13 protein-coding genes are annotated in these 15,797 nt (G+C 34.1%); 7 read left to right on the top strand and 6 right to left on the bottom strand.

The window, feature by feature from the left end:
* Window positions 1–4: 4 nt before the first annotated feature.
* The 6 genes from sppA (at window position 5) to H0Z29_00135 (ending at window position 4,641) form a co-directional block, all read left to right on the top strand.
* Entirely contained in the window at window positions 5–913 is a 909-nt protein-coding gene (gene sppA, locus H0Z29_00160) for a signal peptide peptidase SppA (protein MBO8129913.1), read from the top strand.
* Complete coding sequence (locus H0Z29_00155; GenBank protein ID MBO8129912.1) at window positions 910–1,203, top strand: integration host factor subunit beta; 294 nt, start codon at window positions 910–912, stop codon at window positions 1,201–1,203. The genes sppA and H0Z29_00155 overlap by 4 nt, the downstream gene beginning before the upstream one ends.
* Before the next feature lie 159 nt (window positions 1,204–1,362).
* Window positions 1,363–2,553, top strand: a complete 1,191-nt coding sequence (xseA, locus tag H0Z29_00150) for an exodeoxyribonuclease VII large subunit (GenBank protein MBO8129911.1) — start codon at window positions 1,363–1,365, stop codon at window positions 2,551–2,553.
* A gap of 32 nt (window positions 2,554–2,585) precedes the next feature.
* Window positions 2,586–2,813 (top strand): exodeoxyribonuclease VII small subunit, encoded by a 228-nt coding sequence (xseB, locus tag H0Z29_00145; protein ID MBO8129910.1) that lies wholly within the window; start codon window positions 2,586–2,588, stop codon window positions 2,811–2,813.
* 4 nt (window positions 2,814–2,817) lie between these two features.
* Window positions 2,818–3,675, top strand: a complete 858-nt coding sequence (locus H0Z29_00140; protein ID MBO8129909.1) for an NAD(+)/NADH kinase — start codon at window positions 2,818–2,820, stop codon at window positions 3,673–3,675.
* Between the two features lie 21 nt (window positions 3,676–3,696).
* Window positions 3,697–4,641, top strand: coding sequence for an aldo/keto reductase family protein (locus H0Z29_00135; protein ID MBO8129908.1), 945 nt, complete (start codon window positions 3,697–3,699; stop codon window positions 4,639–4,641).
* On the opposite strand, the gene H0Z29_00130 is transcribed toward H0Z29_00135, so the two are convergent.
* From H0Z29_00130 to H0Z29_00115, 4 genes are all read right to left on the bottom strand, one after another.
* Window positions 4,627–5,724: an MFS transporter gene (locus H0Z29_00130; protein MBO8129907.1), complete on the bottom strand. Its 1,098-nt coding sequence runs from the start codon at window positions 5,722–5,724 to the stop codon at window positions 4,627–4,629. The genes H0Z29_00135 and H0Z29_00130 overlap by 15 nt on opposite strands.
* 75 nt (window positions 5,725–5,799) lie before the next feature.
* Window positions 5,800–6,033 carry a zinc ribbon domain-containing protein gene (locus H0Z29_00125; GenBank protein ID MBO8129906.1) on the bottom strand — a complete coding sequence of 78 codons (234 nt, stop codon included), beginning with the start codon at window positions 6,031–6,033 and terminating at the stop codon, window positions 5,800–5,802.
* Between the two features lie 47 nt (window positions 6,034–6,080).
* A complete protein-coding gene (locus H0Z29_00120; GenBank protein ID MBO8129905.1) occupies window positions 6,081–6,308 on the bottom strand; it encodes a DUF2892 domain-containing protein in 228 nt (75 codons plus the stop codon).
* Window positions 6,309–6,329: 21 nt separating this feature from the next.
* A complete protein-coding gene (locus H0Z29_00115; GenBank protein ID MBO8129904.1) occupies window positions 6,330–6,797 on the bottom strand; it encodes a peroxiredoxin in 468 nt (155 codons plus the stop codon).
* A 512-nt stretch (window positions 6,798–7,309) separates the two neighbouring features.
* Here H0Z29_00115 and H0Z29_00110 point away from each other — a divergent pair.
* The gene (locus H0Z29_00110; GenBank protein MBO8129903.1) at window positions 7,310–9,355 is read left to right on the top strand and encodes a glycoside hydrolase family 97 protein; all 2,046 of its coding nucleotides are present in this window, start codon (window positions 7,310–7,312) and stop codon (window positions 9,353–9,355) included.
* Window positions 9,356–9,358: 3 nt separating this feature from the next.
* Here the strand turns inward: H0Z29_00110 and pulA are convergent, their stop codons facing one another.
* Together pulA and H0Z29_00100 are read right to left on the bottom strand one after the other, a co-directional pair.
* A complete protein-coding gene (gene pulA / locus H0Z29_00105) occupies window positions 9,359–11,788 on the bottom strand; it encodes a type I pullulanase (GenBank protein ID MBO8129902.1) in 2,430 nt (809 codons plus the stop codon).
* Between the two features lie 139 nt (window positions 11,789–11,927).
* A complete protein-coding gene (locus H0Z29_00100) occupies window positions 11,928–15,512 on the bottom strand; it encodes a CotH kinase family protein (GenBank protein MBO8129901.1) in 3,585 nt (1,194 codons plus the stop codon).
* Window positions 15,513–15,797: the final 285 nt, after the last annotated feature.

The following is a 15,797-nucleotide window of genomic DNA, read 5'->3' as shown; positions in this document are numbered from 1 at the left end:
ATAAGTGACAAAGACCGATAAAATTATTTCTATCATAATATTGTCGTTCCTAATTGTTATCATAATAGGATTGATCATATCGTTAAATAAGCCAGGTGAAATGGATACAAGCATTTCAGCATTAGGGAGAGGTAACAAGGGCAATATTGGTGTTGTCGAGATCGGAGGTATGATATTAAAATCTGATAGAATTGTTGATGAGTTGGAAAAGTTCAGAAAAAGTGAAAGGATAAAAGGCATCATATTAAAGATTAACTCACCAGGTGGAGGTGCTGCAGCGTGCTGGGAGATATATAATAAGGTTTCTGAAATAAGTAAAAAATCTAAACCAGTTGTTTCATACTTGGGTCCAATGGGTGCTTCTGGGGCATATTATATTTCCGTTGCATGTGATAAAATAATAGCGAATCCTTCAGGTATTACAGGTAGCATTGGTGTGATAGCTGATATTCCTGTATTTTATAAGCTGATGGAAAAAATAGGTGTAGAAGTGAATATAGTAAAAAGTGGGGAATTGAAGGATATTGGTTCTCCGTATGATGAATTTACTGAGGAAGAGAAAAAGATATTACATAGTGTTGTAATGGACTTATATAGGCAGTTTTTTGACGCTGTTGCGGATAATAGAGGCCTTGATAAAAATTACTTGAATAAATTGGCAGATGGGCGTATTTTTACTGGCTTACAGGCCTTTGATTATGGGCTTGTTGACACTGTTGGGGATTTTGAAACGGCTGTTAAGATAACTGCACAGTTATCAGGAATAGAAGGAGAGCCAAAGTTGGTTTATATAAAGAAGAAAAAGCTTACGCTTCTTGATCTGCTTTTTTCAGATATTGAGGATATTTATTCAAAGTTAAGAATATATCCATCTTTGAGTTATACATTAAAATTAGGAGGAGGTAGAAAGTGACAAAGGCGGACATTGTTAATATCGTTTCCAATGCGACAGGATTAACTAAGGTTGATACTGAAGCGGTTATAAATGGTTTTATTCAGGTAGTAAAGGATGCTTTGCAGAGGGGTGACAGAGTTGATTTAAGAGGATTTGGTAGTTTTAATGTGGTCATTAGAAAGCCTAAAAAAGCAAGAAGACCAGGGACTGATATTGAGATTGTTTTGCCTGAACGAGTAGTACCAATTTTTAAACCATCGAAATTATTAAAGGAAAGTATTAAACTAACTCCTAATGATTTAAAGTAATAAGAGATTTCGGAGGTATAAGCGGGAATGCCATGCGGTAAAAAGAGGAAAAGAAGAAAAATTCGGACTCACAAAAGAAAGAAGCGTCTGAGAAGAGACCGTCATAAGAAAAAGAAAAGGTAAGATTTTTATGGTGGTTTGATTTAACCACCATAATTTATGAATAACCAGCATATATATACTGTTACAGAGTTATCAATTATTGTAAAGGATTTAATTGAGGGAAATATACCTCCAGTGTGGGTTAAGGGTGAGATTTCAAACCTATCCCAGAGTAGAAAGGGGCATATTTATTTTTCACTCAAGGACAAAGAAAGCTTAATAAATTGCGTGCTTTGGAGAGATGTTTCTTATAATATTCCATTTAATATAGAAAATGGGATGAGCGTAATTATTTTTGGTGAAGTTGTTGTTTATACACCTCAATCTCAGTACCAGATTAAAGTATATGATTTAAAGCCAGCCGGTATTGGCAATCTTTATCTAGAGTTTTTAAGGTTAAAGGAGAAATTAGCAGCTGAAGGTTTATTTGACGAATCGAAAAAAAAATCCATACCTTTTATGCCACGATTAGTAGGAGTTATAACAAGCTCCTCAGGCGCTGCGATACGTGATATTTTAAATATATCAAGGAGAAGAAATCCTGCTATAAGAATAATAATTTTTCCTGCTCTTGTTCAGGGGGAGGAAGCGGCAGATACTATAGTAGAAGGTATAAAATATTTCAATAAAGAAAAAAACGTTGATCTGATAATAATCAGTAGGGGTGGTGGTTCACTGGAAGATTTATGGGCATTTAATGAAGAGAAGGTGGTAAGAGCCATTAATGAATCAGAAATACCAATTATCAGTGCCGTTGGGCATGAGATAGATTTTACTTTGTCTGATTTTGCCGCAGACTTGAGGGCTCCTACGCCATCTGCTGCAGCCGAGATTGTTTTCCCCGACAGGAAAGAAATTTTCAACAAAATTGAGTATTTGTTAAAAAGAATTGAAAGAGACCTTAATAATCTGTTGTCCAGATATATGGAAAGGTCGTCAGATCTTAAATCTCGTCTTTATAGATTTAAGCCTGAGAATATGATCATGGATAAAGTCCAGCGATTAGATGAGCTTGAAATAAGACTTTATAATGCTATTAAAAAACATATTGACACCTGTGGATTTAAATTGAAGGAAATAATTGGGAAATTGAATGCCTTAAACCCGAAATCAGTTCTGAATCGTGGTTATTCAATTGTATATAAAATGCCTGAGAATAAAATTGTAAAAAGATGCGGCGATGTAAAGAAAGACGACTCATTGAGTATTGAGGTTTCTGATGGTAATTTTGGAGCGGTTGTAAATTGAATGTATTTAGGTTTTTTAAATGGAGAGAATAGATGTCAAAGGATAAATTTAACTTAGAAGAAGCTATAAAAAGATTAGAACAAATTGTTTCTGAACTTGAAACTGGGGGTAAGACCCTTGAAGACGCTATTGAACTCTTTGAAGAAGGGATGAAATTGTCAAATATGTGTTCGGAACATTTATCAGCTCTTGAAAAAAGGGTGCAAATTCTTATGAAAAAAGATAATGGTGAATATGAGTTAAAAGATTTTGAGGAATAGTATCATGGTTATAGGATTATTTGTAAATCCAAAAATAGAAAATATAGCATTTTTAAATGATATAGTATCATTTTTAAATAAGAAAAATCACAAGGTTTTGGTCTCTAAGGAACTTGGAATTAAAGATGATATAGAAATTCTTGAAAATGAGGATATTATAAAGCAGGCAGAGATAATTATAAGTGTTGGTGGAGATGGGACATTCTTAAAAACAGCTCGTATTATTGGTGAAAGTGAAAAACCAATAGTTGGTGTTCATCTTGGAGGTCTTGGTTTTTTAGCGGAAATTTCACCGGGAAATTACAGGGAAAAACTTGAATTTATATTTAATAATCAATATAAGATTGAGAAGCGTAGTGTTCTAAGGGCCGATGTAAAAAAAGAAAATAGTAAAAGTTTAAGCTTATATGCATACAATGATTTTGTGGTTGATAAAGGCGACAGTATAAGTATGATAAAGATAAAGATTTATATAAATGATGAATTTCTTAATACTTATAGGGCTGATGGTTTGATAATTTCTACACCAACAGGTTCCACGGCTTATAACCTCTCGGCTGGTGGCCCTATTATTTATCCCTGTCTTGAAGCAATAGTGGTAAATCCAATATGTCCCCACACACTTACAGCAAGACCGCTTGTTATTACCGATAGGCAGAAGATTACTATTAAAGTGGAAAATTTGGGAAGTACACCTTTTTTATCAACAGATGGACAAATTAAAACACCATTGAGCCGTGGTATGGAAGTTGTAATTTATAAGGCAGATTTTCATTTGAATATAATAAGGCTACCAGGAGAAACATTCTTCAAGACGATAAGGGCAAAGTTAAACTGGGGTAAGGACGTTCGAGGCAATTAAAACGAATGGAGGTAATTTTTAATGGAGTTTAGAAATGTTGGTGAAAGTGGATTAAAAGTTAGTATTTTTGGACTTGGTGGGTGGACTACTTTTGGTGATCTTGTAAAAGATAAGAAGGTTGTACGTGATATTATTTATAAAGCACATGATTATGCTGTGAATTATTATGATATGGCTGATGTATACGCTTTTGGGCAAGCGGAGAAATTAATGGGTGAGGTTTTGAAGGATTTCCCCAGGCATACACTTGTCCTGGCTACAAAGGTATTCTGGCCTATGAGTGAGGACGTTAACGATAAAGGATTATCTAGGAAACACATAATTGAATCAATAGATAGAAGTTTGAAACGAATAGGTACAGATTATGTAGATATTTATTATTGTCATAGATATGATCCAGAAGTACCAATTGAAGAAGTATTAAGGGCTATGGATGATTTGGTTCATCAGGGTAAGATTTTATACTGGGGTACAAGTATGTGGGAATTTAAGCAAATACAGGAAGCCTTTTTACTATGTGAAAGATACGGATTATATAAACCTATCGTAGAACAACCAATTTATAATTTGATCATACAGGATCATTTTGAAAAGGAAGTGAAGCCAGCGATAAATAAATATAAAATTGGGGCAATTGTATTTAGCCCTCTTCTTTCAGGTGTGTTGACGGGTAAATATGATGATGGTATACCGAAAGGATCAAGACTTGAGAAATACGAAGAGGTTAGACAGCGACATTATAAAGAAGAAGTTATAGAAAAAGTAAAAAAATTTAAAAAGATAGCTGATAAGGTTGGGTGTACAAGAGCTCAACTTGCTCTTGCCTGGTTGAAGAAAAGAGAGGGTGTTACAAGCATTATCCTTGGAGCGACAAAGGTATCTCAGCTTGAGGAAAATTTGAAAGCATATAGCATAGAGTTGGATGACTCAGTAATGAAGAAAATAGATAATTTATTCAGCGCTTAATCTTTTTTCTTTTATTGTTATAACAATTATTACAGATAATATAGTCAATAGAATTGATAGTGAGAACGGATAAATAAGCCCGAATTTATCCCATAAAAAGCCCGCTATCATTGATGCAGGTAGTGCACATAGTCCGATAATCATTTGATATAAGCCAATGGCGCTGGCTTTGTATTTTTCAGGTGCTAACTCAGACACAAATGCTTTCTGGACAGGCTCTAATATTCCTTTGTGCATGCCATAGAGAATAAAAAGGATTATTATACCAATTCCTCTCGGAAAATAGATTGAAGCTAAACAGACCAGTATCCATACAATATATCCAATGAAAATTACAAATTTCCTTCCCACTTTGTCTGAAAGTGATCCGGATGGGAGAGCAAATAGAGTGGCAGCTATTGTAAAAATTAAATAGAAAATGGGCATATTGATAGTCGCGTATCCTTTTTCTCTGGAAAGAATTAATAGAAATGAATAGCTGAAAGCGCCAAGGGAAAAGATGGCAGAGGATATAAGGAATAAAAAATAATCTTTTGAAAGATATTTCACCTTGAAATCTGTTTTGACTTTAATAAAATCTTTTTTTGTTTCTTTAATACCAAATATGACCAGTAAAACGGCTATGAATGTTGGAATGGCAGCGATTAGAAATAATTTGCGATACCCCAAATATTTAAATAGTAAAAGACTTAGAAGAATACCGACTACAGCTCCTAAGTGATCCATAGCACGAAGTAGTCCGAAGTTTTTTGCTCTGTTTGTATCAACCGATACTTCTGCTACAAGTGCATCCCTTGGAGCACTTCTTATTTTTCCAGATCTATCAAGTACTTTAAACGGAATTAACCAAATCCAGCTTTTCGATAAAGCATATCCAATTCTCGATAATAATCCCATCAGATAACCTGTCCATATAAAAACTTTCCTTTTTCTAATTTTATCAGAAAGAAGCCCTGAAAGTGATTTCGAAATAGAAACAAGTGCCTCACCGAGTCCATCAATAAATCCCAGGATTGTAAGATTTGCACCAAGAAATTGAGTAACAAAAGCAGGCCATATAGGGTATATCATATCTGAACCCATGTCATTCAGGAATGAGGAAGCAGCAAAGATTTTTACGATTTTATTGCTTTTGTTGTGGCTTTTTTCTTCCAAATTTTATCTCCCGCACATGGAGCAGGTGCGTGTAGAACAGGCTGAGCAGCTTGAAGATGAACTGCTATTTGTACTTGATAATGATGTTCCCCTTGGTGATGAAAAAGTTGAGATAAGAGTTTTTAATGATTTGCTATTACACCTTGGACACTTTATTGAGGATACATCATCAGATTTAAATACAAGTTCCTCAAATTTATGATTACAATTTATACATAAAAACTCCCTAATAGGCATGGATTCTTTATTTTGATAAGTATCTGTTAAATAGAAAACAAAAATTATTATTCGGCTTTCTTTTTTTCTTTTTCTTCTTTTACTTTACATGTGTTAATATTAAACAAAGCGTACAGTGGGCATTTTGCAAGGATACCTGTAATAAGTCCTATGAAGCCCAGTATTATGAGTACTTTTGCAAACCATCCGCCAGTGAAGAAAAGCCCGAGAAGAAGTAAAACTATACCTATTACAATTCTCAATACTTGATCAAGTTTGCCAACATTTTTTTCCATGTTATTTCCCTCCAGTTTTATTTAGTCATGTAAGTTTTTTAATTCACATTTGACATCTTCAGCATGTCCATCTACTTTCACATTTTCCCATATCTTTTCGATTTTCCCTGTTGGACTAATTAAGAATGTTGTCCTTACAATGCCCCATGATTCTCTTCCACATCTTTTTTTAAGTTGCCATACCCCATATTGTTCAGCAACTTTATGGTCCTGATCGCTTAATAGCAATACCTTTAATTCATGTTTTTCAGCAAAGTTTTTATGACTTTTTGGTGAATCGGGACTTATTCCGATAATGACACTATTAAGATTAATAAATTCATCTATTAATGATGTGAATTCCTTAGCCTCTTTGGTACATCCACTACTATTATCTTTGTGGTAGAAATATAATACCACCCACTTCCCCCGAAAATCTTTTAGACAGACTTTGTTATCATTTTGATCTGGTAGGCAAAAGTCAGATGCTATGTCACCTACTTTGACCATTTTTTATCTCCTTTTGTAAATTTGCGTAAAAAAGTTACGAAAATTTTAAATAATCAAAAATATAATCTTGGAATAATTTATGGAACTAATTTAAAGTAAATATCAAAAAGAAATTTTCCTCTAAGAATTGCTATTTTGGAATATAATACTGATAAAATGATTTAAATGACTTATATTGTAGGGACTAATATTTGAGATACCATTGGTATTTAGAAATCAGAAGACAAATAGAAACATTGCCTATATATTTATTGTTTTTGATGTTGTTATGGGTTTCAAGAAGTATAATTTTTATTTTTAGGAAAGGATGTTAATTGAATATTTTATGTGTTCCGAAATTATTCACATTTTTAGAATATATTACTAAAGTTCTTCTAAATTAGCGTTTTGTGCTGGATGGAAGAATTACGATGGCATATTCAAGTGAACGTTTATTTTAATATAAATAGGAACTATTTGATAAAAAAGATGATGAAACGAAAAAAGGTAGTGATGATTTAGGGGAGGATAAAATGAAAAAAGTGATCAGAATGTTGATTGTAATTATAATTTATCTAATAGTTTCCAGGAGCTATCCGAATGAATATTCAATATCTTCGCCAAACGGAACGGTTAAACTTAATTTTATCCTTAAAGATGGAATCCCCTACTATCAGGTCTATCGTTCTAATGAACCTGTTATTATCTTATCAAGATTGGGTTTAAAAATAAAAGAGAAAATTTCCTTCGAAGATCATTTCATAGTGAGGAGAATTAAAAAAGATTCCTTAGATGAAGTCTGGACTCAAGTATGGGGTGAGGAAAGTAAGATAAGAAATAACTATAATGAACTTACAATTCAGTTAGATGGTTCAAGAAGAAATACTGGGAAATTGGTAATAATATTTCGAGTTTATGATGATGGCATAGGATTTAGATATTTCATTCCAGAACAGAGGAGATTAAAAAAAATTGAAATTTTAGATGAGCTTACGGAGTTTAATTTTCCCGGTGATTATGAGATTTGGTGGATACCGGCATATAAGCCCGAAAGATATGAATATCTATATAGAAAGACAAAGATCAGCCAGATAGATACAATTCACACACCTGCTACAATTGAGACTAATAATGGTTTATATCTAGCTATACATGAGGCTGCTTTAGAAAAGTATTCGTCAATGACACTGGCAAGAAAAGGGAAAACTAAATTAGAGGTTGATCTTGTCCCCTGGTCAGATGGGATCAAGGTAAAGGGTAGTTTGCCTTTAAAATCTCCCTGGAGGACTATCCAAATTGCTGATACTCCAGGTGGTTTAATAACTTCTTATCTAATATTAAATCTAAATGAGCCTTGTAAGTTAACAGATGTGAGCTGGATAAGAACTGGTAAATATGTAGGTATCTGGTGGGAGATGCATGTAGGTAAGACGACCTGGTCATCTGGTCAAAAACATGGAGCAACGACAGAGAATACTATAAAATATATAGATTTCGCTTCAAAATACGGTTTTCAAGGGGTTTTAGTTGAAGGTTGGAATGTAGGATGGGATAGTGATTGGGCAGGTGCATATCCAAGCCCGATGAATTTTTTAAAACCATATCCAGATTTTGATATAAAGAGGTTGTCAGAGTATGCGAAATCGAAGGGAGTGTTCGTCATTGGACATCATGAGACGGGTGCAGATATATTGAATTACGAAAGACAGATGAAGGAAGCTTTTAAGTTTTATGAAGAGTTAGGTATTCCCGTTGTAAAGACCGGGTACGTTGGTTGGGGGAAAGACTTGCCAAGGATTAATGAGGAAGGGAAACTTGTAAGAGAATGGCATCATAGCCAGTATATGGTAGAACATTTCAGAAAGGTTATAGAGGTAGCAGCAAAACATCATATAATGATAATAGCACATGAGCCGATAAAAGATACTGGTGAGAGGAGGACATGGCCTAATATGATGTCGAGGGAAGGTGCAAGAGGGCAGGAATATAATGCTTGGTCGCCTGATGGTGGTAATCCGCCTGAACACACAACGATTTTACCATTTACAAGGCTATTATCAGGACCTATGGATTTTACACCCGGGATATTTGATCTTACCTTTGATAAATACAGACCAAATAATAAAGTAAATACGACACTTGCCAAGCAACTTGCATTGTATGTAGTGATATATTCACCATTTCAGATGGCGGCGGACTTACCAGAGAATTATGAGAAAAAACTGGATGCATTTAAGTTTATAATGGATGTACCAACTGACTGGGATAGAACGATTGTATTAAATGGAAAAATAGGAGATTATGTGACAATTGTGAGAAAGGATAGAAATTCTGATGAGTGGTATTTAGGCAGTATTACCGATGAGGAGTGTAGGAACTTTGAGATAAAACTTGACTTTTTGACTCCCGGGATAAAATATGTAGCAGAAATATATAGAGATGGGGATAAGGCAGACTGGAGAACAAATCCTTATGATATAAAAATTGAGAAAAAATTAGTAAAAAACGTTGATTGGATTAATATAAACCTTGCGCCAGGAGGTGGGACTGCTATAAGGTTTGTCCCAACAGAAAAATAAAGTTTATTTACTTAATATAAATAAGCTAATAGGATCTACAGTTATTAAATTATCAATTATTTTTTGTGTGTTTGTGTTACCCATAGGATTATTGATAGGTATAAGGCTCCATTCTCCATCAGGCAGTATAAATTCTTTTTCTGATCTATTCGGATTTATTAGTACAATAATTTCTTCCCAACTGTCACCGGCTTTTTTACCATTCATCCAGTAGGCAATGCAATTTTCCGGTACCTGCAAACCAATATCTTCAAAAAATTCGAGGTTTTGCAATATATCTTCTTTTGTTTTCATTCGGAATGCCGGGTGTTCTTTTCTGATTTTTATTAAACCTTTTACATAATTGAAAACATCGTAATACTTTTCTTTATTTGACCAGCGGATTTTGTTTATCTCATCGGGTAGATTATAGCTATTATGCTCGCCGAATTTTGTTCTTAAAAATTCATCTCCTGCATGTATAAATGGAATACCCTGTGATGTGAGGATAATTGCAATGGCAAGCTTATGCATTGCTACTTTTTGCTCAAATGTAGCAGATGGTTCATTTTGTGTTGTGACCTGGATTCTGTCCCAGAGAGTTCTACCATCATGACAGGCAACATAATTTATTGTTTCAAGGGGAGAATCGGTAAAATCTGTTATACTTCCTATTATTCCTTTTTTTATTTTATCAATATATATTGCCTGTTGAATGTAGCCCGGCTCGGTGTTGTACCATGGTCCTTTTATTGCATCTCTGAAGTTATCGTTGAATACAGCAATACCAGTACTTTTCTGATCTCCTTTAAGTGTTGGTTTGATTGGAGTTTCTCCAACTATCCATGGCTCACCGTAGATAAAAATATCAGGTCTTATTTTCTTCAATTCTTTTACGGCTAATTTTAATGTCTCAAGGTCTATTAACCCCATTAGGTCTAATCTAAAACCATCAATATTGTATTCTTTTACCCAGTATATCATTGAATCAATTATAAACTTTCTAACCATTGGATTTTCTGATCTAACTTCATTTCCACATCCTGATCCGTTCCAGTATGTCCCATCTGGTTTTTCCCTGTAGTAAAAGTGTGGTACAATCCCGTTGAAGTTGTATCTAACCTCAGGACTACCTTCAGCTGTATGATTATAAACCATGTCAAGAATTACTTTAATCCCGTTTTTATGAAGGGAATTGATTAGTTTTTTTAACTCGATAACCCTGGATTCGTCTTCAGGATTTGTGGCATACCACCCGTCGGGGCTATTAAAATTTACGGGCATATATCCCCAATTATAGTTATCACTGAATTCATCATTGTCGAAATCTGAAACTGGAAGTAAATGGACAGCATTTATTCCCAGTTCTTTAAGGTGGTCAATGCCGGTTGAAATATCTTGCCCTTGTAAATTAGTTCCTTCTTCGCAAAATCCAAGGAATTTCCCCTTTGCCTTAATTCCTGAATCATCTGAGATAGAAAAGTCACGAACATGAACTTCATATATAATTAATTCATCAATTTCAGTGTCTGGTGGATAAATCATTTTTGTGTTGTCAAAATAAATTTTGCTTCGCGAATGCGGTGCTGTAACGCAGGCGGAGTAAGGGTCAGTTAGTTCAAGAGTTGGATCATGATGAGGATCCAATCCAGCTACACTATAGGTATAGTATTCCCCAATATATCTATCAGGAAGTTTTATTTCCCAGACACCATTATCTCTTTTCTCAAGAGATATTTGTTCGAGTCTTTTTCCTCTTGCACTTTCATAAATATTTAATTTTACCTCTGTTGCTGATGGTGCAAAAAGCCTAAAAATTAAAGAGTCATTTTCTTTTAAAAGCCCTAATTTGCCGTCGAAATAGAATTTTTCATTTACCAGATAATCACGTATATGGACAACACAACAGGGAAGGTCTTTATAATAAATGTTTGCAGGAAAGTCATCAATGGTAATTGTTGAGTTGAATTTTAATGTTAAGATGTTCGATAATGAATCGGTGGGATTTAGATAATCTACTTTGGATGGTTTGATTTTTTTGTTTTTTAATATAAGCGAAAAAAGAGAAGGTTTTATATCATTTTTTATCAACGGGTGTGTGAAAGTAGCGGTTATGTAATTTTCACCATCCAGAAATGCATTTAATATTTTCAGTGATAAATCAGGTGTAGTTTGATATATGTTTTTATCCGATTGGATAAGCCAAATCTCATAGCCAGCTTTGTTGGTCCAGAATCTTTCGGGAGTATCTTTATTCTCCCAGTTTTTATATTTTGGCAAGAGTCCGATTATATCTGGATAGTTGAAATCTGTAATATCAATTTCAAATACCAAGCCGTAGTTGTCGGTTCGTACCGGCTTTATTTCTTTTCTAATTGAGTCGGTCCAGCTCCAGAGCGTCCATCCTTCGTAATCCTGCATATATCTGTGATAGTGAACTGTTAATTTTTTCATATCTTGCTCTACCCCTGTGTTTTGGTTGATAACAGTTGTCAATAAAATAAATAAAATGGTGTATAGATATTTTATCATGCTAATTCTTATTATAGATATCAAAATTAATATAATTATAATTGTGGGAATAAAAGAAAGTTTATTTTAGAAATAGCATCTTTCCTACTTTTGATTTGTTTCTGTATTCAATCCTATATAAATAAACTCCTGATGGTATTATTTCACCGTTTGAATTTTTACCATTCCATTTAAAACTATAATACCCTGATTTTGTACAGTAATGAGTATTTTTATAGATAAATTTTCCTGAAATATCATAAACAAACAATTTTACTACACCTCTATCAGGGATAAAGAATTTTATAGTTGTTTGAGAATTGAATGGGTTTGGGTAGTTATATAACAGCTTGAATTCACAAATATTATGTTTATTTGTTTTTTCTATATCTGTGTAGACACTGTTATATGTTCCTGGAGTACCATGATTTTCTGAAGCTGCCCAGCTTTCAGGTAGCGAGTTATCAAGATCGGGATCCTTAAGCTCTAGGGTAGGACCATGACCGTCAGGTTCTTCAGGCCATGGATTTTGATCATCGTATTCTACGGAATCTATCAAATTCCAATTTTCATCAAATAGCCTGATCACTTCTCCACCAGCGGAAAAACCAAAGCCAGTTTCTCCCACTATATTTTCTACAGATGGAAATAAACTTTTAAATCTATATAAATCTTCTGCTATTACAAGAAAGCCACCTTTTTCAAGTATAGTATTTTCTGGTATTGAAAATACATGGGAGCTATCTGAATCCATCAATTTCCAGTTACTGATGTCAATAGTATAGTCAGTGTTGTTATAAATTTCTATCCAATCACCGGTGTCGAAAGAATTTTCCGGATGGTAGTTTATTTCATTAATTACTACTGCATTATCTGGTAACTCAGCTGGTTTAAAATTTGCCGTAATTTCTAAGCTTGATGATGCTGATTCTATTGTAATTACAGGTTCCTGTGATTCTATGTTACCTGTCCATTTGTCAAAAACATAGCCATTTTTTGATATGGCCTGGACTGTGACTGGAATTTCTTTATAATATCTCCCGATAAAGTCTTTTTTACTTACTATGATCGAATTTATCTTTATTTTACCTGTTGCTGGGGGATTAATGTGAATTTTTAGTAGATAACTGGTATTCAGACCAAAGCGTTGTTGCATAAAGTTGTGGAAATAAGATGGTCTGTAGGTGGCAAATTCTTTTATTTTTCCGATATCCTTTAGCCAGTTATCGTAATTTCCAGCCTGTGGCCACCTCTGAGTATGCCGGACCATTTCATCTGATATTAAATTTTTCAGTGAATCAACTGTTTTTTTAATGTAGTCGGAAGATAAATAGGTATTTATCAGGTCGCATGCTGTATTAATGAATTTATTTCTAAATTCTTTATTTTGGATCAATTTTCTAAAAATAAGTGTTGACCAGGGTGGATTTGGCCAATTCTTCTTGGAATTTGGTTCAAGGGCAAATTCAAGAGTGTTAAATTTATATCTTTCATTCCCGTAAATACCAAATCCAAAGTCCGTATCGAATAATATCCATCGGAACTTTATACCGTCGGAGTTCCAGTATTTTAAATTATTACCTGGCCAATCTCCATTGTCTATATAAATTTCTGTAACCATATAGTTTATATATTCGTCAATATCCATTTTTTGCTTTACGTATTCATAGTTGGGTTTTAAAGACAGGTCGTTATTTTTAATGAAATTGTATAATTCATTATAATCTTTACCTGAGCCATGTAGAACTGTATTGTACATTTCCAGCAGATTAATTTTATCCTTGTCTAAATGATGATGAGATGAAATATAATGTTCATTTACTTTTTCTCTAATGTTATGAATTCCCCAATATTCTCCATTTATAAACACCACAGAGGGTCTGAATGCAAGTGCGTCTATATCCAGATTTTTTGTGAGACAATACACCAGTCCATCTCTAAACATTGTAAAATACCAATCATTTCCTGAATTCCTGAGTACAAAGGATTCAAATTCATCTATATCCAGCCAGGGGAATAACCTATATCTTATTACACCTGTTCCATATTTCCTCCGAGCAAAAATTGCAAGAGACTTTTGAGGATGGGCGCGGCTCCAAGCTCCATAAATTTTTATCCCTACATTTGCTGAAAACTGGTATCCTTCATCGGGTTCAAAAAATTCAATATATGCTGGTTTTTCCCAATCCTGCCAGTAGTTTGCTCCAAAGTGGGGTTGTTCTTGATCTGCATTTGGTCCCTCTACATATATTCCAGTCTCCCAGTCCCATAGATTAGGAGGATCGGTTACCAGTGAAATAATTGGAAGGTTTGTTTCAAAGTTGACAATATAAGTGGCAGTGGAGACTTCACCTGGAAGCTTACCCTGTTCTATTGCCCTTGCCCTAATTACTGTGGGTTCTGAGATTTTTATGGGAGCTGTATATCTCATCGATGAGGTTGTTGGTATTGAACCATCAGTTGTGTAAAATATTTCTGCTTGATTAGTATCGTTAGGTGTGTAAATGGAAACGCTAATTGTATTATCGTAGATTCCAGGTGGTAAGCTAAATTGTATTTCCGGAGAGATGGAGGTATAGCCTTCTGCAGGATTATCATAACCAGGAGTGGGATTATCAAAAAGAAACCAGTTATTAATGTCTGTGCTACTTCGCCCATATGAGAAATCTTCTGGAATGTAGTTGTAAATGACTGAATCAACAAAGGTTCCATTTAGATCAAATAAATATACCGATTCACCATCAGAATTCAATTTAAAATTTGTGTGAGGTCGGAGATCAGGCAAATTAATGTATGGGTCGAGACCCCTTGAGTTCTCTATACTATCTTCTATTGCTATTGTTAAGAATGGGATAGCACTTAGATCTGATGACTCACTGGAAATATTATGAACCTGAATTGCCAGCACATTTGCACCATCATTAAAAAATGACAATGAATCTATTATAAACATTTCAGGTAAACCATCCTGATAGATTCTTGCTTCGTGATCTGTTGTTGCTGTCTCGTTCGGGTCTGGTTCTGTACCAATTGTTCCAATATTTGAGCGTGCTATTTCTCTTCCATTCAGATAGGCGACAAATGCATCATCATAATCCATATGCAGTATTGCATATCTTATGCTTTCTGAATTTTCTATAATAAAAGTTTTTCTGATATAAATTGAAATTGTACCCTGTGGGACTTGTGTGCTGTCGTCGTAATCTCCGTATCCTATTCCTGACACGCCTATTAACCATTCTGAATCATCAAAATCGGGAACTTTCCAATTTGCTCCTGGATAGTTTGAGCCAAGAATATATTTTAATGTGTCTCCAATATGTATTACGGTTTCCCATTGAACACCACCTGAATTTCTGTCTTTGCCCGATGCAAAGATTAAAAAATGAGAGTTTGGAGCCAAAACTTCATCTGGTAGTCTCCATTTAAATGTATCTGCTGGATTGTCAGTGATAAAGTAGTCACTCAAATTAATTGAAATATTGCTTTTATTTTTTAATTCGATCCAGTCAGGGAAATCGCCATTTTCGTCGGAGATTGTGCTGACATTATTTGGCATTAGTTCATTAATGATCAAGCCTTGCCCAAGACTTTGCAATCGAAGTATTATGAATGTAGCCAATATAATTTGGAAAGCGGATTTTATGTTCACAATAAACTGCCCCATTTATAATTATCCTTAAAATATAGTTAAAATTCGTTAAAATTTTTATCTAAAACTATTTAATGGATGATCTTATGAATCAATGAAAGTAATTGGAGAGTGGTATATGGTTTTTGAATAAAATCCCATCCTCTTCGTTTTATTTCATTTAATATCTCTTCTTTATCAAACTAACCACTTGTCATTAAAACTTTTAAATCATATTTGTTTTTAAGTATTTTTTTCAATTATCAAAATCTACTCAGTGTGGTAAAATTGCATTGGAACTAATTATTACAAAGAATTCAT

This window comes from Candidatus Neomarinimicrobiota bacterium, from assembly GCA_017656425.1.
GTDB lineage: Bacteria > Fidelibacterota > UBA2242 > UBA2242 > B5-G15 > JACDNV01.
Note: the sequence above shows the minus strand (reverse complement) of the source record. Positions and strands in the feature narration are given on the sequence as shown.

Coding starts and splice junctions, on each gene's coding strand:
- xseA (MBO8129911.1), top strand. CDS start 1,363: ATGAATAACCAGCATATATATACTGTTACAGAGTTATCAATTATTGTA.
- xseB (MBO8129910.1), top strand. CDS start 2,586: ATGTCAAAGGATAAATTTAACTTAGAAGAAGCTATAAAAAGATTAGAA.
- H0Z29_00140 (MBO8129909.1), top strand. CDS start 2,818: ATGGTTATAGGATTATTTGTAAATCCAAAAATAGAAAATATAGCATTT.
- H0Z29_00135 (MBO8129908.1), top strand. CDS start 3,697: ATGGAGTTTAGAAATGTTGGTGAAAGTGGATTAAAAGTTAGTATTTTT.
- H0Z29_00130 (MBO8129907.1), bottom strand. CDS start 5,724: ATGGGTTCAGATATGATATACCCTATATGGCCTGCTTTTGTTACTCAA.
- H0Z29_00125 (MBO8129906.1), bottom strand. CDS start 6,033: ATGCCTATTAGGGAGTTTTTATGTATAAATTGTAATCATAAATTTGAG.
- H0Z29_00120 (MBO8129905.1), bottom strand. CDS start 6,308: ATGGAAAAAAATGTTGGCAAACTTGATCAAGTATTGAGAATTGTAATA.
- H0Z29_00115 (MBO8129904.1), bottom strand. CDS start 6,797: ATGGTCAAAGTAGGTGACATAGCATCTGACTTTTGCCTACCAGATCAA.
- H0Z29_00110 (MBO8129903.1), top strand. CDS start 7,310: ATGAAAAAAGTGATCAGAATGTTGATTGTAATTATAATTTATCTAATA.
- pulA (MBO8129902.1), bottom strand. CDS start 11,788: ATGAAAAAATTAACAGTTCACTATCACAGATATATGCAGGATTACGAA.
- H0Z29_00100 (MBO8129901.1), bottom strand. CDS start 15,512: ATGGGGCAGTTTATTGTGAACATAAAATCCGCTTTCCAAATTATATTG.